This window comes from Arthrobacter sp. SD76, assembly GCF_049726125.1.
GTDB lineage: Bacteria > Actinomycetota > Actinomycetes > Actinomycetales > Micrococcaceae > Arthrobacter > Arthrobacter nitrophenolicus.
On record NZ_JBNBLR010000001.1, the window covers coordinates 690,370 to 706,716 of the forward strand.

Sequence of the window (16,347 nt, forward strand, 5' to 3'; positions counted from 1 at the left end):
GAGGAGCCTGCATGGAGAGGCAGGACAGCCCTGCCGCCGCTGCCCCAACGGACGACGGCGGCCCGGACCTGCACGCCTATGCCCGCTCCCGCAGGGGGGACCTGAAGCGTCAGTTGGCCGAGTGGGTACAGGTCCCGGGAATAGTGGGGGAACCCGGGCACGCGAAGGACCTGCTCCGCTCGGCCAACTGGCTGGCCGCCGCGTTCCGGGACATCGGCTTCCCTGTTGTCGAGGTGCAGCCCACGGGGGAGTCGCACGCGGTTTATGCGGAATGGTGCGCTGCCTCCGGTGCGCCTACCGTCCTGGTCTACAGCCATCACGACGTCCGCGCCGTCAAGCCGGAGAACTGGAACCAAACGGCACCGTTCCAGCCGGTGGTGCGCGAGGGCAGGCTGTACGGCCGGGGCAGTTCGGACGCCAAGGGCCAGGTCCTGGCACACCTCGAGGGGATCCGCGCCCATCTCCACCAACGCCCTCCCACTTCCGGCGGTCAAACCCCCAACGCCCGCTCACTTACGGCGGCCAAAACCGAAACGCCCTCCCACTCCACGTCCCCCCAGGCCGGCCCAACGCCCGCCGTCAACCTGAAGTTCCTCGTCGAGGGCGAGGAGGAGGCAAGCTCCCCACCTGGCCGCGCTCCTGGAGGAGCAGGCGGAAAGGCTCCGGGCCGACGTCGTCCTTTTCTCCGATACCCAGCTGTGGCGCGAAGACCACTCGGCCCTGTGCGTTGGCCTGCGCGGGATCCTCAAGGCGGACCTGGAGGTGTTCGGCCCGGAGCGCGACGTCCACAGCGGCGCCGTTTCCGGCAACGCCCCCAACCCGGTGTTTGAACTGAGTCGGCTCCTGGCCCGGCTGCATGGCGAGGACGGCCGGATTGCGATCCCGGGGTTCTACGACGACGTCGAGCCGCTCCCCGGGGACCTGCGGCAGGCCATCGCGGACCTTCCCTACACCGACGAGGACTGGCTCAGCCGGTCCGAAACCGGCGCCATCACCGGCGAGGAGGGATACACGGTGCTGGAGCGGCTGTGGCTGCGGCCCGCCGTCGAGGTCACGGCCCTCGTGGCCGGCGATCCCGGCGAAGTCTCCCGCGGCGCGGTGCCGGCTGTTGCCGCCGCTGACCTGACGTTCCGCACTGTCCCGGGCCAGCGGGTGGAGAAGTTGGCGGACCTGCTGCAGCAGTGGGTGGATGCAACCATCAGCGGCGCCTTCCACCACCGGCTGACGGTGGACCTGGACACGGCCCAGGAGCCGTACCGCACCCCGGACCACCCCGCCGTTTCAGCGCTGGAACGGGCCATGGCGCGGGGCTTCCGTGCCGGCGCGGTCGGCCGGATGGGCAACGCGGGCGGCGGACCGGCGGAGCTGCTGGCCCGCGTGCTCCGCGCCCCGGTGCTGTTCTTCGGCACCGGGCTTGTGGAGGACCACTGGCATGACAGCGACGAAAGCGCCAGCCTGGACGTCCTCGAGAACGGCGCCGTGACGCTGGCCTGCTTCTGGGACGAGCTTGCAAGGATGCAACGAGCAAAGGACGACGGCGATGGACACATTCCCGAGTGACGGCACCGGCGGCGCGGGTACAGGCAGCGGTGGGAACGTCAGGACCTTCGGCATCGAGGAGGAACTCCTCCTGGTGGATCCGGGCAGCGGCGACGCCGTGCCCATGGCGGGGGCGCTCCTGGACCTGTATGTGCGGCCGTTCGAGTCCAGTGCCGGCCCGGTGCTCACAGCCGAATTCCAGCAGGAGATGATCGAGGTGGTCACGCCGCCGCATTCCACCATGGCCGCGCTTGAGGCGGACATCGTGGCCGGGCGGGCCATTGCGCACCAGGCGGGGGAGGACGTGGGGGTGCGGGTAGCCGCACTCGGAACGTCCCCGCTGCCCTGCGACCCGCATCCGGTGAAGCTGCGGCGCTTCGCGGCCATGGCGGAGGAGTACGGGCTGACAGCGCGGGAACAGCTCACCTGCGGCTGCCACATCCATGTGGCAATCGAATCGCCGGAGGAGGGCGTGGCGGTCCTGGACCGGATCCGGAACTGGCTGCCGGTGCTGACCGCGCTCAGTGCCAACTCGCCGTTCTGGCACGGGGAGGACACCGGCTACGCCAGCTACCGGTCGCAGGTGTGGAACCGCTGGCCGTCCGCCGGGCCGCTGGAAATCCTGGGGACACCGGACGCCTACTACCAGCTGGTACACGACATGGTGGCCACCGGCGTCGCGATGGACGAGGGGATGGTCTACTTCGATGCCAGGCTCTCGCGGCACTACCCCACGGTGGAGGTCCGGCTCGCCGATGTCTGCCTGCGGCCGGAGAATACTGTGCTGCTCGCCGGGATCGCCCGGGGGCTGGTGGAAACGGCTGCGCGGGAGTGGCGGGACGGCGTCGAGCCCGTCCCGGTGCCGACGGCGCTGCTGCGGCTGGCGGGATGGAAGGCCAGCCGCTGGGGACTGCGCGGGGAACTCCTGGATCCGGTGACCAGCAGGCCGGGGCCCGCGCTCGCCGTCGTCAATTCCCTGCTGAACTTTATCCGCCCGGCGCTGGAGGACAGCGGGGACCTGCAGCGCGTGGAGGAGCTGACGGACAACCTGCTGCATGTGGGCACCGGCGCCATCCGGCAGCTGGAGGTCATGCACCGCACCGGCGACCTCGAGGATGTGGTGGAGGACGCCGCCAACTGCACGGTGGGCGTCGCGGCGGGCGGCGGCTAGGGAACCCTGCGGTGCATGACTGTTCCACGGACGGCGGCCAAAGGGACGTATGGCTGGTTCCAGTGCCGGCTGTCGGTGGAGCAGGCGCGGTTGTCCCCGAGCAGCAGCACATGTCCCGGCGGGACCTGGAACGTCCCGCCCGGGCCGCCGGGGTATGCCACGTAGGGTTCGGGCACCGGGCTTCCGTTGAGGCGGATGCTGCCGGCGGGTTCGATCACCACCCGCTCCCCGGGCAGCCCCAGGACGCGCTTGACCACGGTCCGGCCCAGTTCCGGCGAGGAGACCACCACGATGTCTCCGCGGCGGATGCGGGCCGGGTTCCGGAGGCGACGGGTGAGCACGCGCTGGCCGGGGTTCAGCGCGGGTGCCATGGACACCGAGTCCACCACCGTCACGAATAGCAGCCAGCGGCGGACAGCAAAACCTGCGACGACGGCGGCCGGCAGCGCCGCAGCCGCCGCGAGCAGGTCGGGGTTCATGGCCGGGGCGCCTGTCAGTGCCCGTGCCCGTCAGTGCCCGTGCCCGGAACCTCCGTGCCCGGCGTGCTCATGGTGGTGATGATGCTCCTCGGGGACGCGTCCGGGCGCGGCGCCGGACCGTGCCGCCGGCCCCGCGGTTGCCCTTGGGCGGCCCGGCACTATCAGTGTGCGCCGGAGGGCCGGGCAGGTCCATAACCGCTGCGCCTTTTTCAGGAGCCCGGAGTCCGGGCTTCTGTGCGGAGCAGTCCGCGCGGCTGGGGACCCCAGGGTGTGGATTTCGGGGAACGGGCATGGTGCCATGGGAGGGTCCGGTGCCGCCACCGCGCGGCCCTGGCAGGGAGGAACATCATGTGGATCTCCAGGAAGCAGGATCCAGCGGACGCAGGTGCGGGCGGGAAGTCCCAGAGCGCAGCCATAGCCTCCCGGCTGAACTGGCTGCGGGCCTCGGTGATGGGCGCCAATGACGGGATCGTCTCTACTGCCGGGATGGTGGTGGGGGTGGCCGGAGCCGCCGTGGATACCAGCGCCCTGGTGGCGGCGGGCGTGGCGGCAGTGATCGCCGGCGCGCTTTCCATGGGGGTGGGGGAGTACCTGTCGGTTTCCAGCCAGCGGGACTCCCAGAAGGCCGAACTGGCGCACGAACAGCGGGAGCTTGACACCGATCCCGCCTACGAGACCTCGCACCTGGCCGAGCTGTTCTCCGCCCAGGGTATTGACCCGCCCCTCGCCCGCCAGGTGGCGGAGCAACTGATGGCCCAGGGTGCCCTGACGGCGCACGCCCGGTACGAACTGGGGATCGAACCCGGCCGGCTGACCAGCCCCTGGCATGCAGCATGGTCATCAACCGCTTCCTTTGTCCTCGGCGCCCTCATCCCGTTGATCACCATCCTGTCCTCTCCGCGGCCCATCGCCGTGCCGGTCACCATGGGATCCGTCGTGATTGCCCTGGCGATCACGGGATCGCTCGCCGCGCGGCTGGGCCGTGCCCCGTGGAAGCGGGCTGCCCTGCGCACCGTCGCCGGCGGAGTTGCCGCGACCGCCATCACCTTTGGCATCGGTTCCCTCATCGGCCAGCAGCTCTGACCCCGGCCCGCGGAACTTGGCATCCAGCATCCCTCCGTAAGCCGGGTCTTTCTGCCCTAGATGGCGGTGCCGCCCAGGAGTTGACTGGAATTGCGGGCCCAGCGCCCGCGGGGCGGGGACAGCATCAGGCTTTCCCCGTCCCGAACAGAAAGGAAAATCAGTGAAAAAGTGGTATCGGTGGCAGGACTACGTGGCCGTCGCCGCCGGACTCTTCACCGCCGCCGCGGTCCTGTTCACACGGCAGGAAGGCATGTCCACCACCCTGATGCTCGTGCTTGGCGCGCTCCTGGCGGTCAGCGGCATCATCAACCTGGCCATGCCCGGAACCCCGGCAATGGAGTACGTGCAGGCCGTCCTGGCCGCCGTCCTGGTCCTCTCGCCGTGGCTGGGGTCCTACACCTCCGCAACGGGGGCAGCCTGGACGTCATGGATCGCAGGGGCTGTGGCCCTGGTGGTCACTGCGGTTGCCATCCGGCCCAGCATTGAGGTCCATCACAACATGCGCATGTCGCACTAGCAGGAAGGTGATCCGCCATGACTGAAGTGCTGCGGTATGAAGTCGGGTCCGGGACCATCCTCGTCGAGGCTGACGACAACAGCTACGGCGTGGACCACCCGGCCCGCAACGAACAGGGAATCCTGGATGTGGGCCGGCGCCTGGAAGATGCGCTCGCCAGTGTCCGCCCTGCCGCCCATGCCGCGCTGGAGGCCATGGCGGAACTCACCCCTGAGCAGGTGGAGATCGAATTCGGCGTGAAACTTGCCGGGGACGCCGGGGCGATGATTGCCAAAAGCACTGCCGACGCCCACTTTGTCCTCCGCATGTGGTGGACTCCGGAGGCGGCTCCCGTGCACGGGGAAGAGACCCCCTGAGAGGACCATGCGATGTTCGAGTTCCTGGACAGGGCCGACGCCGGCCGGCGGCTTGGGCAGCGGCTGGCCGGCCTGCGGGGCCGGGACGTGGTGGTGCTGGGCCTGCCCCGCGGCGGAGTTCCGGTGGCGTTCGAGGTGGCCAAAGCCCTCGACGCCCCGCTGGATGTGATTATGGTCCGGAAACTGGGCGTTCCGTTCCAGCCGGAAGTGGCCATGGGTGCCATCGGCGAGGGCGGTGCCCGGGTCCTGGATGAACGTGTCCGCTCCCTGGCCCGCGTCACGGAAGAGGACCTGGCCGCCGTCGAAAAGAATGAACGCCAGGTGCTGGAGGACCGCACGGCCCGCTACCGGCAGGGGCGCCCGCCCACGGACCTGCGCGGCCGCACCGCCGTGGTGGTGGACGACGGCATCGCCACCGGCTCCACCGCCCGGGTTGCGTGCCACATTGCCCGGCAGCTCGGGGCGGCCCGGGTGGTCCTGGCCGTCCCCGTGGCCCCGGCGCGTGCCATCCCGTCGCTGAAGGAGGCGGACGACGTCGTCTGCCTGGCCACGCCGCGGAACTTCCAGGCGGTGGGCTACTACTACTACGATTTCTCGGCCACGGAGGACGACGAAGTGGTCCGGCTGCTCAACGACGCCGAACGCCGCCTGCGGCTGATCCGCGAAACCGCCGCCGAGGAGGGCATTCTGCAGGGTGAAGGAGCGGAGGAAGAGGTGGAGATCCCGGCCGGAGCAGTGCGGCTGCCCGGCAACCTGTACCGGCCTCCCGGGTGTGAAGGCATGGTCATTTTCGCCCATGGCAGCGGAAGCAGCCGGCACAGTCCGCGCAACCGGTTCGTGGCGTCAGTCCTCCATGATGCCGGGCTGGGCACGCTGCTGATTGACCTGCTCACCCCGGCCGAGGAAGTGGACCGGAGCAATGTGTTCGATATTGCCCTGCTGGCACGCCGGCTGGGGTCCGCCACCCGCTGGGTGGAATCACGGCAGGACGGCTGGCGCGGCCGGATCGGCTACTTCGGGGCGAGCACGGGAGCCGGCGCGGCGCTCTGGGCAGCCGCCGAACTGGACGCCAACATAGCGGCAGTGGTGTCCAGGGGCGGGCGTCCCGACCTTGCCGGCGCACGGCTCGCCGCCGTGCGGGCCCCCACCCTGCTGATTGTCGGCGGAGCCGATCCCCAGGTGCTTGCCCTCAACCGCGAGGCCCAGTCCCTGATGCGGGCCACCACCCGGCTGGAGATCGTTCCGGGGGCGACGCATCTTTTCGAGGAGCCCGGAACACTGGCCAAGGCGGCCGAGCTGGCTGCCGGATGGTTCAGCCAGTACCTGCTCCCGTCACGGGAAACGAATGTTGCGCGGGAGGTGCAGCGATGAACGCCGTCCACGAGGATTCGGGCAGGGGACCGGAGCTGGCGGAAATCCAAGCCCTGGCGCGGCCGTTGACTGGCATCGGCGATTTGGACGGGCTGGTCAGCCTGTCCGCGTCCGCCCGGTTCGTGTGCCTCGGCGAAGCGTCCCACGGCACCCGCGAGTACTACCGCTGGCGGGCCCTGCTCAGCCGCAGGCTCATCGAGGAACACGGGTTCACCTGGATCGGGGTGGAGGGCGACTGGCCGGACTGCTGGCGCATCAACCGCTGGGTCCGCGGGGAAGCGGACCAGGAGCTCGACGCCCGCCAGTTGCTGGCAGGCTTCGAGCGCTGGCCCACGTGGATGTGGGCCAACCACGAGGTGGCTGGCTTCCTCACCTGGCTCCGCGAATGGAACCTCAACCTGCCCGGGCACCGGCGCACGGGCTTCTACGGGCTCGATGTCTACTCCCTGTGGGATTCCCTCCGCGAAATCTTCAACTGGCTGGACGCGAACGCCGCCGACTCGCTGCCCGCGGCACTGCGGGCCTGGCAATGCTTCATGCCCTTCCGCGAGGACCCGCAGCGGTACGCCTGGAGCAACCGCCTGGTGCCGCAGTCCTGCGAGGCGGACGTGGTGGCGCTCCTCGCTGAGGTGCACCGGCGGACCCTGGGGCGGTTGCATGAAGATCCCTCTGCATTCGACGCCGTACAGAACGCCGTCGTGGCCGCCAACGCCGAACGCTACTACCGGACCATGGTCCGCGGCGACCGCCAGTCCTGGAACATCCGCGACTACCACATGAGCGACACCATCGACCGGCTCGCCCGCCACCACGGCCCTGATTCCAAGGGGTTGGTCTGGGCGCACAACACCCATGTTGGCGATGCCCGAGCCACCGACATGGCCGACGACGGCATGCTCAACGTCGGCCAGCTGGTGCGTGAGCGGCATCCGGGTTCTTCTGTCCTGGTCGGCTTCTCCTCGTTCACGGGGACCGTCACAGCCGCTCGCGAATGGGGGTCACCGGAGCAGGCCATGGACGTCCCGGAAGCGGTGCACGGAAGCCACGAGGAGCTGCTCAACCAAGCGCTGGGAGGGCCGGCAACGCTGGTCTTCGGTTCGCACCGGTCCGGGCCCTGGCTGTCCAACTGGCGGGGGCACCGGGCCATCGGGGTGGTGTACAACCCGCAACGGGAGCGGGGAAACTACGTGCCCACCGTCATGGGACAGAGGTACGACGCGCTGATCTGGTTCCCAAAGACAACCGCGCTGCGCCCGCTCCACCACGAACACCGGCCCAGCGAGCCGGAACTGGAAACCGAGCCCACCGGGTTCTAGCGGCTCCTGTCCCGGCCAAGGCCCGCAGTCACTTCACGGTCTGGCCCAGGATTTGCCGGGCCACGAGCCGGTCGACGCCGGGCAGATGGGTTGCGCGGATGACCCACCGGCGGGCCAGGCGCTGGACCCGGTTCGCCGGGAGGAACGACCGCGCCGCACGGCGCCCCGCCTTTTGGGCCGCCTCCACCTGCGGCCGCCACCGCTCTTCAAACACGCCGAGGGCTGCGCTGACACCATCCGGCGAGGAGGCGGGGCCGAGCAGGTCCCCGAGCAATGCACCGCCGGCAATAGCGAGTGAACCGCCCTGCCCGGCGAGGAGCGAGACCGCCCCGCCGGCGTCACCGACCAGGACCGTGGCGCCCCTGTGCCACACCGGCATGATGGTCTGTGCAACCACGTCGTCGTAGGGATATTCAGGGCAGAGCTCGAGCAGGCGGTCCACAGTGACGCCAAGGCCGGCGAATTCCTCGCAGAGCCGATCGCGTGCATCCGGGGAGCCCGGGCCGGAGCCCGTTCCCCGGCGTCCCGGTAGACCATGAAGGCAGCCACCTCGCCGGTCCGGAGGCTGTAGATCCCGGCCATCCGGCCGATGCTGTCCGTCAGGACGAACCGGTTCCGGAACCGGCTGGCCAGCTTCGGGTCCTCGGCAATGAACGCCGCCGCGCGCATGCCCAGGGGGCGCAGGTAGTTACGTTCGGGGCCGAAGATACGGGCGCGGACTTCGGAATGGATGCCGTCGGCACCCACCAGTACGTCCCCGGTGAGCACCTCGCCGGTGGGGCCGACGACGGCGGCACGGACGCCGCCGTCGTCGTCATTCCATGCCCCGGCCAGCCTCGCCCGGTAACGGATCCGCACCCTTCCGGCGGGGACGTCCGCCAGGGCAGCCAGTGCTGCCCGCTCCATGTCCGGGCGAAGGAGGCTCAGGACGTTGCCGCCGGCCAGGCGGGAAAACTGCCCGTAGTCCAGGCTGCAGGTGCGGCGTCCCCTCGTGTCCACATACTCCACCGCGTCAGGGCGGTACGCCGCCGCAGCGAGCCGCGGGTAGAGGCCGATCCGCTCCGCCGCGTCCACGCCCGGGCCGAAGAAATCCATCATGTAGCCGTCGGGACGCGGACCATCCGATTTTTCCAGCAGCGCCACGTCCCAGCCGGCTAGCCCCAGCTGCCGGGCTGTGACCAGGCCGGCTATGCCAGCCCCAACGACAATTGCTTTCATGCCGGCTGGACCCCCTCGCAGGCCCTAGCGTACGTCGATCACGCCCATCATGCCGAGGTCCTCGTGGTCAAGGATGTGGCAGTGATACACGGAGCGGCCGCGGAAATCCTCGAAAGCCACCCTGACCTTCACGCGCCCGTTGGCCGGAACGTTCACCACGTCCCGCCAGCGGGGTGTTCCGGGGTCGCGCCCGCCCTCCTCAATGACCTGCATGGGCCAGACGTGCAGGTGGAAGGGGTGGTCCATGGGGCTTGCGTTGACGATGGTCCATTCCTCCACGCTCCCGGCAGTGACCACCGTGTCTGTCCTGGCTGCATCAAACTCCCTGCCGTTGATGGTGAAACCCCCCATGCCGCCGCCCATGCCCATTCCCATGCCCATGGCCATGGTGAGCTGGCGGTGGGCGGCCACCACGGATTGCCGCAGGTCACCGAGCCCCTGCGGTGCGACGGCGGCAGCTGGCGGGGCAGCTGGCTCCCCGGACACCTGGAGCGTGGCCAGGGCGATGCTGTCCGGCACCTCCTGCGGAGCGCGCTGGCCGAATCCGGGACCCATCATGCCGGGCATGCTGCCCCGGTTGTACCGGTAGGCGCGCAGGACGGCGTTGCCGGGCTGTGCGGTCACCAGGAGGTCGGCCCGGTTTCCGGGTGCCAGCAGCAGCTCTTCCACTGCCTCCGGATCCTGCGGCCCGCCAAAGTCGATGCCCAGGAGTTGCAACTGCTGCCCGTCCAGCCGCAGCCGGAGATAGCGGGCCACGCAGGCGTTGACGATCCGCCACCTTTCCCGTTGTCCGGGACGGGCCGTGAATTGCGGATTGCTTTGGCCGTTGACCAGGACCAGTCCGCCCTCGCGGCCCATCATCCGTTCCATGGGCGACACCGCGCTGATGGTGCCGGCGGAATCCACGGCGGTGTCCGTTACCACCAGGATGCGTTCAGCGCTTGCTTCGACGGGTACGGGGTCCTCGACAATGATTGCCCCGCAGAGGCCGGCGAAGAGCTGGTCCGCCACGGTGCCGTGGTGGTGTGGGTGGTACCAGTACACGCCCGGCGGATGGTCCGCGGGGAGCCGGTATTCGTAGTCGAAGGCGCTGCCGGGTTCCACCGGGACGAAGACGTTGTCCGCGTTGCCTTCGGGGGAGACGTGGAGGCCGTGCAGGTGCAGGTTGGTGACCTGGTCCAGGTTGTTGACGAGCCTGATTTTCAACGTGTCTGCTGCCCGTACGCGCAGTGTGGGCCCGGGGACGCTTCCGTTGTAGGCCAGTGCTGAAACCTGCCGGCCGGCCAGCTGCACCAGCGCGGGAGCGGCTTCCAGCTCCACCTGCAGCTGCCCGGCCGAGCTGGACTCCTGGTTCTGCTGGACCGGGCTGCTTCCCGGAACCGGCGCATCCCTGCCGGCCAAAGTCCAGGCCAGCCCAACGCCGCCGGCGGCAGTGCCCGCAACGCCCAGCCCGCCCAGGAACAGCGCCTGCCGGCGGCTGAGGGGACGCATTAGCGGCCTTCGTTGAGTATCCTGAGCCGTTCGCGGTACTCGTCCGCGGTCAGTTCACCCCTGGCGAAGCGCTCATCCAGGATCTGGCGTGCAGTGTCCCGCCCGGCGGGGAAGTACCGGCCGTCCTGCCCGGGCTGTCCGTGGCGGCTGCGGACTCCTCCGGTGGAGACCAGCACCACCAGCCACACAAGGAGCGCGATTCCGATGAGCAGAAGGAGGCTCCACAGCCACATCCACCCCATGCCTTGTCCGTAGCCCCACATCATGGCCGGTGCCTTTCTTCTCCATCCCTACCCTGATTCTTGGCCCCGTCCGGCCGGAAGATAGAGTCCGAAGTCCTGTGCCGGCGGGGGCCAGCCCAGGGGGCACCGCGGGCGCCCCCGTATCAGGCGGCCTTGCGCCGGTAGGCGGCGATTGCGAAGGCATAGCCGGCCACCAGGATGCCGGCGAGCCAGGCCATGGCTATCCAGATCCCGGTGCCCACAGGCTCCTGGGCGAACAGGGCCCTGATGGTGTCCACGATGGACGTGACCGGCTGGTTCTCGGCGAACCAGGCCACCGGGCCGGGCATCGAGTCCGTGGGCACGAATGCGGAGCTGATGAACGGCAGGAAGATCAGCGGGTAGCTGAAGGCGCTGGCGCCGTCCACGGTCTTGGCCGAGAGTCCGGCCAGCACCGCGATCCAGGTCAGCGCCAGGGTGAACAGCACCAGGATCCCGGCGACGGCGAGCCAGGCGGCGGGGGAGGCTCCGGTGCGGAACCCCATGGCCAGGGCGACGGCGACGACGACAGCCACGGAGGCCAGGTTGGCCGCCAGCGAGGTCAGCACGTGCGCCCACAGGACACTGGAGCGCGCGATCGGCATGGACTGGAACCGTTCGAAGATCCCGCCCTGCAGGTCCAGGAAGAGCCGGTACGCGGTGTACGCCACCCCCGAGGCGATGGTGATGAGCAGGATGCCCGGAAGCATGTAGTTGACGTACGCGTCCGGGGAACCGGTGCTGATCGCGCCGCCAAACACGTACACGAACAGCAGCATCAGCGCGATGGGGGTGACCGCCGTCGTGATGATCGTGTCCGGGCTGCGCAGGATGTGGCGCAGGGAGCGGCCGGTCAGGACGCCGGTGTCGGCAAGGACGTGGATGGTCATCGTGGTTCCTTTCGCGTGTCACCGACGAGGGCGAGGAAGACGTCCTCAAGGGAGGGCTGCTTCTCCACGTACTCCACCTTCGCGGGCGGGAGGAGCTGCTTGAGCTCGGCCAGGGTGCCGTTCTGGATGATGGTGCCCTGGTGCAGGATGGCGATCCGGTCCGCCAGCTGTTCCGCCTCGTCCAGGTACTGGGTGGTGAGGAGCACGGTGGTGCCCCCGTCGGCGAGCTGCCGGATGGTCTGCCACACCTCGATCCGCGCCTGCGGGTCCAGCCCGGTGGTGGGTTCGTCGAGGAAGATGACCGGCGGGTCGCCGATCAGGCTCATGGCAATGTCCAGCCGGCGCCGCATGCCGCCGGAGTACGTGGCCGCCCTGCGGTTCCCGGCCTCCGCAAGGTCGAAGCGGGCCAGCAGGCTGTCAGCCACCGCGCCGGGGTCTTTCACGTGCCGCAGCCTGGCCACCAGCACCAGGTTCTCCCGCCCGGTGAGCACCTCGTCCACCGCGGCGAACTGGCCGGTCAGGCTGATGGAGCCGCGCACCCCGGCCGGCTCCGTGCCGACGTCGAACCCGTTGACCGAGGCGGTGCCGGCGTCGGGCCTGAGCAGCGTGGAAAGGATCCGCACCAGCGTGGTCTTTCCGGCGCCGTTGGAGCCGAGGAGCGCGAAGATGCTCCCGGCTTTCACCTCGAAACCAACGCCGCGCAGCACCTGCAGGTCCTTGAACGACTTCTCGATGCCCTGCACCCGGATGGCGGGTCCAGGGCCCGCGCGGCGGTCATGGCCTGGCTTCCTTCCTCTTCGCGTCCTCAACTGCCTCGATGAGGCGGGTGCGTTCCTTGTCGATCCAGCGCTTGCCGCCGTAGGCCTGGGCGAACGATTCGGCGAATTCCACGGGATCGTCTCCCACGATGTCGCCAACGGGCGTGCCGTCCGCGGCGGCGCGCTCCCAGAGGTCGGCGAGGTCGGAGAACATCTGGACGATCGTGTCGCCCTCGGTGACGCCGCCGTAGTACATGAGGTAGCGGTTGTAGGCGTTCGCCGCTGTGAGGTAGGGCTCGGGCAGCGCATCCATGCGGGCCTTGGCCTGCTTGTACTGCTTCTTCTGCTCGAGCGGTCCGGTGAGTGCTTCAATCCACTTGGCGGCCATGTCAGTTTCCTCCGTGGTGGAGCTGTTCAATACGTTCCGCGAGGAAGCTCCATGTCCTCCAGAACTCTTCGAGTTCCTGCTTGCCCTGCGTGTTCAGTGAGTAGACCTTGCGCGGCGGGCCCTTCTCGGACGGGACCTTTTCCACATCGACCAGGCGGCGCTGCTCGATCCTGATCAGCAGCGCGTACACGGTGCCTTCGGCGATGTCGGAGAAGCCCTGCTCGCGCAGCCGCGCCGTGATTTCGTAGCCATAGGCCGGTTGCGCGGCCAGGATGGCCAGCACGATGCCCTCCAGGGTGCCCTTCAGCATCTCGGTCATCTGCTTGCCCATTTTTATCGGCCACCTTCGGCTACTCAGTGTTACTAACTACTGGTACATAGTAACGCTGAATACCGCCGCCGCAACAGCCCCCACGCAACACCGGCCGGGGGAGGACTTAGGTGAGCGCCCCGGGGCGGACCTTCACGGCGCGGAGGGAGCGCATCAGTGCGACGGCGGTCAGCGACCCGGCTGCCAGGATGGACGCCAGCACCACCACCTGGAACCGGCCGGCTTCAAGGGGCGAGGCGCCGCCGAAGATGGCACCGACGAAGGCACCGGGCAGGGTTACCAGGCCGGTGGTCTTGGTCTGGTCCGTGGAGGGGATCAGTGCCGCGTGCACGGACTCGCGGGCCTGCCTGAGGGTGGCCCGGCCGGGCGTTGCGCCGAGTGCCAGCCAGCCCTCCACCTCGTCCCACTGCTCCCGCACGGCCTCATAGAACCGGCGGCCCGCTAGGACGGCGATGGTCATGCAGTTGCCGATCACGATGCCGCCAACGGCCAGGACGTAGCGCGGCGCGAACTCGATGGCGCCGGTGCCGAACACCACGCCGAGGGTCACCAGGACGCCGGCCGCCATCGTGGCGGACACCACGGCGAACCGCTGCCACGACCATCCCAGCCTGCGGGTGGCAGTCGCCGCGGCCACGGTGAACATGACCAGGAGAGCCGCCGCAACCCACAGCGGATCGGTGATGATGCCGCCCAGGACCAGGCTGATGAGCGCCAGCTGGGCCGCCCCGCGGAGGATGGCGGCGGCGGGAGCAGCGTACGACGGCGTCCGCGAGGCCCACAGGATGCCCACCGTGAGTGCCACCAGGATGGCGAGGGCCACGAGGGTGGGCACCAGGGCGGCAAGGTCACGCATGCTGCCAGCTTAGAGGAGGTGCCTAGGTGTGCTGGCTGAACCCCTCCGCCAGGTTCTTGGGACCCTGCACGATGATCTGGTCGTCGTCGTACAGGACCGTCTGCGCAGTGGTGTGCGTCCAGGCCCCGGCGGGCCTCTTCACGGCCACGATGGTGATCCCGTACTGGTCGCGCAGTCCCAGGACGCCCAGCGGCCGGTCCCGGGCCACCAGCGGCGGCTGGGTGCGGATCATCACAAAGTCGTCCTCGAACTCCACGTAGTCCAGGATGGAGCCGCGGACCAGGTGCGCCACCCGCTTACCCATGTCGTGCTCGGGCCGGATCACGTTCTCGACGCCGAGCTGGGCCAGGATTTCGGCGTGCGGTTCGCTGATGGCCTTGGCCCAGATCTGCGGACGCTTGAACGTGAGCAGCCGGGAGGTGGTCAGGATGCTGGCCTCAAGGTCGGTGCCGATGCCCACCACCACCCGGTCGAATTCGTGCACGGACAGCTGGCGGAGCACGGCCTCCTTAGTGGAGTCGGCGCGGACCACGTGCGTGAGGAGGCCGTTGTAGGACTGGACGATCTCCTCGTTGCTGTCGATGCCCAGCACCTCCGTGCCCTGTGCCTCCAGTTCCAGGGCCAGCGACCCGCCGAACCGGCCCAGCCCGATCACTGCCACGGAGTCGGCCTGTGCGGCGCGTCCGGCTCGCCGGGAAAACATGTCCTTAGCCAATGAGGGGCCTTTCCTTCGGGTATTCGTACATGATGGGGCGGCTGCGGAGAGCCAGGGCGGTGCCGAGCGTAACGGGGCCCAGGCGGCCGATGAACATGAGCAGGATCAGCACCACCTGGCCGGCCGGAGGCATTCCCGCCGTGATGCCGGTGGAGAGCCCCACTGTGGCGAAGGCGGAAACCACCTCGAAGAGGATCTGTTCCTGGCCGAAGTCGGTGATGAGCATCAGGAACATGGTGGACGCCGTGATGAGGGCGATGGCCAGCAGGACCACCGTGATGGCCTGGCGGTGGACGGCCCGGGAGAGGCGCTTGCCGAAGATGTTCACAGCCGTGCCGCCGCGCAGTTCGGTGGCCATGATGAAGAACAGGACGGCGAAGGTGGTGATCTTCAGGCCGCCCGCCGTGCCGGCGGGGCCGCCGCCGATGAACATCAGGATGTCCATGCCCAGCCAGGACACCGGGTGCATCTGGCTGATGTCGATGCTGTTGAAACCTGCGGTGCGGGTGATGGTGGACTGGAAGAACCCGCCCAGGACCCGTTCGCCGGGAGGCAGCGCACCCAGCGTGGCGGGGTTGGTCCACTCCGCGGCCGTCAGGAACACGGTGCCGCCGGCCAGGAGGGTGGCGCTGCCCAGCAGCACCAGCTTGGTGTGCATGCTCCAGAACTTGGGCGTGCGGAACTCGCGGCGAAGTTCGAACAGGACGGGAAAGCCAAGCCCGCCGATGATCACGGCAGCGGCGATGGGCAGGCACACCCAGGGATCGCTGACGAACCCGATGAGGTTGTCCGAATACAGGGCAAACCCGGCGTTGTTGAAGGCGGAGATCGAGTGGAACACCCCGTGCCACAGTGCCTCGCCGGGGGAGTAGCCGTAGCCCAGCAGGAACCGCAGCATCAGCACCAGGGCCAGCGTGACTTCAACGAGCATGGTGATGATGAAGACGCCCAGCAGGACCCGGCGGACGTCACCGAAACCGGTGCTCTTGGTTTCGGCTGCCGCCAGCATTTTGGAGCGCAGGCCCAGCCGCCGGGCGGTCAGGACACCCAGCAACGTGCCGAAGGACATCACGCCGAAGCCGCCCACCTGGATCAGGACCAGGATCACCACCTGCCCGAAGCCGCTCCAGAACACCGGCGTGTCCACGGTGATCAGCCCGGTCACGCAGACGGCCGAGGTGGCGGTGAACAGGGCCTCCAAGAGGGAGGCGCCGCCGTCGCCGTTCCGTGCCACGGGCAGCATCAGAAGCGCTGTCCCAACGCCGATGGCCAGCGCGAATCCCAGGACGATCAGCTGGGCGGGGTGCCGCGGCAGCAGGCGGCGCACGAGCCTCTGGAGGGTGGAGAACTGCTGGTTCTGGAAGGCTGCGACGGAGCGGCTGTAGCCGGCAAGGACAAGGCTTGGTTTCCGCCTCCGCCGCGGTGGGGTGGGACCGCGCTGGTAGGCCTTCAGATGCATAGGCGTCACGTTAGCACCGGGCGGCGGAACCCGTCGTATCCGGGCCAATGCCCGTGGTCCAAAGCCTCTACCGCGGCATATCCGCCGCTTGTATGATGTGGACCGGAGAGCCGGGAAGCCTGGTCGGCCCGCAGACGTCCCCGCCTGCG

The 16,347-nt window shown here is 69.0% G+C and carries 19 protein-coding genes and 1 pseudogene; 8 read left to right on the plus strand and 12 right to left on the minus strand.

The window, feature by feature from the left end:
* Positions 1-11 precede the first annotated feature (11 nt).
* From ACPEE0_RS03340 to ACPEE0_RS03350, 3 genes are read left to right on the plus strand one after another with little or no spacing between them, the layout of a single operon-like run.
* Positions 12-830, plus strand: a complete 819-nt coding sequence (locus ACPEE0_RS03340) for a M20/M25/M40 family metallo-hydrolase (protein ID WP_424573889.1) — start codon at positions 12-14, stop codon at positions 828-830.
* Positions 763-1,560, plus strand: a complete 798-nt coding sequence (locus ACPEE0_RS03345) for a M20/M25/M40 family metallo-hydrolase (RefSeq protein WP_235046756.1) — start codon at positions 763-765, stop codon at positions 1,558-1,560. Before ACPEE0_RS03340 ends, ACPEE0_RS03345 begins: the two co-directional genes overlap by 68 nt.
* Positions 1,541-2,710 (plus strand): carboxylate-amine ligase, encoded by a 1,170-nt coding sequence (locus ACPEE0_RS03350; RefSeq protein WP_009356594.1) that lies wholly within the window; start codon positions 1,541-1,543, stop codon positions 2,708-2,710. Before ACPEE0_RS03345 ends, ACPEE0_RS03350 begins: the two co-directional genes overlap by 20 nt.
* Here ACPEE0_RS03350 and lepB read toward each other — a convergent pair.
* The gene (gene lepB, locus ACPEE0_RS03355) at positions 2,707-3,189 is read right to left on the minus strand and encodes a signal peptidase I (protein ID WP_009356593.1); all 483 of its coding nucleotides are present in this window, start codon (positions 3,187-3,189) and stop codon (positions 2,707-2,709) included. The two genes, ACPEE0_RS03350 and lepB, sit on opposite strands and share 4 nt — an antisense overlap.
* 348 nt (positions 3,190-3,537) lie before the next feature.
* Here lepB and ACPEE0_RS03360 point away from each other — a divergent pair, with 348 nt between their 5' ends.
* From ACPEE0_RS03360 to ACPEE0_RS03380, 5 genes are all read left to right on the plus strand, one after another.
* Positions 3,538-4,272 carry a VIT1/CCC1 transporter family protein gene (locus ACPEE0_RS03360; RefSeq protein WP_424573890.1) on the plus strand — a complete coding sequence of 245 codons (735 nt, stop codon included), beginning with the start codon at positions 3,538-3,540 and terminating at the stop codon, positions 4,270-4,272.
* 160 nt (positions 4,273-4,432) lie between these two features.
* Entirely contained in the window at positions 4,433-4,789 is a 357-nt protein-coding gene (locus ACPEE0_RS03365; protein WP_424573891.1) for an SPW repeat domain-containing protein, read from the plus strand.
* A 17-nt stretch (positions 4,790-4,806) separates the two neighbouring features.
* The gene (locus tag ACPEE0_RS03370; RefSeq protein WP_407709991.1) at positions 4,807-5,145 is read left to right on the plus strand and encodes a CU044_2847 family protein; all 339 of its coding nucleotides are present in this window, start codon (positions 4,807-4,809) and stop codon (positions 5,143-5,145) included.
* Between the two features lie 12 nt (positions 5,146-5,157).
* Positions 5,158-6,516: a phosphoribosyltransferase family protein gene (locus ACPEE0_RS03375; protein WP_407709990.1), complete on the plus strand. Its 1,359-nt coding sequence runs from the start codon at positions 5,158-5,160 to the stop codon at positions 6,514-6,516.
* Entirely contained in the window at positions 6,513-7,832 is a 1,320-nt protein-coding gene (locus tag ACPEE0_RS03380) for an erythromycin esterase family protein (RefSeq protein ID WP_424573892.1), read from the plus strand. The genes ACPEE0_RS03375 and ACPEE0_RS03380 overlap by 4 nt, the downstream gene beginning before the upstream one ends.
* A 28-nt stretch (positions 7,833-7,860) precedes the next feature.
* Here the strand turns inward: ACPEE0_RS03380 and ACPEE0_RS03385 are convergent, their stop codons facing one another.
* The 11 genes and pseudogenes from ACPEE0_RS03385 to ACPEE0_RS03435 all read right to left on the minus strand — a co-directional run bounded on the left by ACPEE0_RS03385 (position 7,861) and on the right by ACPEE0_RS03435 (position 16,198).
* The gene (locus tag ACPEE0_RS03385; protein ID WP_424575325.1) at positions 7,861-8,274 is read right to left on the minus strand and encodes a hypothetical protein; all 414 of its coding nucleotides are present in this window, start codon (positions 8,272-8,274) and stop codon (positions 7,861-7,863) included.
* A gap of 323 nt (positions 8,275-8,597) precedes the next feature.
* Positions 8,598-9,050: pseudogene (locus tag ACPEE0_RS03390) on the minus strand (FAD-dependent oxidoreductase); the annotation flags it as partial.
* A gap of 24 nt (positions 9,051-9,074) precedes the next feature.
* Entirely contained in the window at positions 9,075-10,541 is a 1,467-nt protein-coding gene (locus tag ACPEE0_RS03395) for a multicopper oxidase family protein (protein WP_424573893.1), read from the minus strand.
* On the minus strand, positions 10,541-10,807 hold the full coding sequence (locus ACPEE0_RS03400) for an SHOCT domain-containing protein (RefSeq protein WP_009356585.1): 267 nt from the start codon (positions 10,805-10,807) through the stop codon (positions 10,541-10,543). Before ACPEE0_RS03400 ends, ACPEE0_RS03395 begins: the two co-directional genes overlap by 1 nt.
* Before the next feature lie 119 nt (positions 10,808-10,926).
* Positions 10,927-11,691 carry an ABC transporter permease gene (locus ACPEE0_RS03405; protein WP_424573894.1) on the minus strand — a complete coding sequence of 255 codons (765 nt, stop codon included), beginning with the start codon at positions 11,689-11,691 and terminating at the stop codon, positions 10,927-10,929.
* A complete protein-coding gene (locus ACPEE0_RS03410; protein WP_424573895.1) occupies positions 11,688-12,434 on the minus strand; it encodes an ABC transporter ATP-binding protein in 747 nt (248 codons plus the stop codon). Before ACPEE0_RS03410 ends, ACPEE0_RS03405 begins: the two co-directional genes overlap by 4 nt.
* 31 nt (positions 12,435-12,465) lie before the next feature.
* Positions 12,466-12,837 carry a DUF1048 domain-containing protein gene (locus tag ACPEE0_RS03415; protein WP_009356582.1) on the minus strand — a complete coding sequence of 124 codons (372 nt, stop codon included), beginning with the start codon at positions 12,835-12,837 and terminating at the stop codon, positions 12,466-12,468.
* A 1-nt stretch (position 12,838) separates the two neighbouring features.
* Positions 12,839-13,168, minus strand: a complete 330-nt coding sequence (locus ACPEE0_RS03420; protein WP_009356581.1) for a PadR family transcriptional regulator — start codon at positions 13,166-13,168, stop codon at positions 12,839-12,841.
* A gap of 106 nt (positions 13,169-13,274) precedes the next feature.
* Positions 13,275-14,024 carry an ABC transporter permease gene (locus ACPEE0_RS03425; protein WP_424573896.1) on the minus strand — a complete coding sequence of 250 codons (750 nt, stop codon included), beginning with the start codon at positions 14,022-14,024 and terminating at the stop codon, positions 13,275-13,277.
* A 22-nt stretch (positions 14,025-14,046) separates the two neighbouring features.
* The gene (locus ACPEE0_RS03430; protein WP_424573897.1) at positions 14,047-14,727 is read right to left on the minus strand and encodes a potassium channel family protein; all 681 of its coding nucleotides are present in this window, start codon (positions 14,725-14,727) and stop codon (positions 14,047-14,049) included.
* A gap of 4 nt (positions 14,728-14,731) precedes the next feature.
* The gene (locus ACPEE0_RS03435; RefSeq protein WP_424575231.1) at positions 14,732-16,198 is read right to left on the minus strand and encodes a TrkH family potassium uptake protein; all 1,467 of its coding nucleotides are present in this window, start codon (positions 16,196-16,198) and stop codon (positions 14,732-14,734) included.
* Positions 16,199-16,347 lie beyond the last annotated feature (149 nt).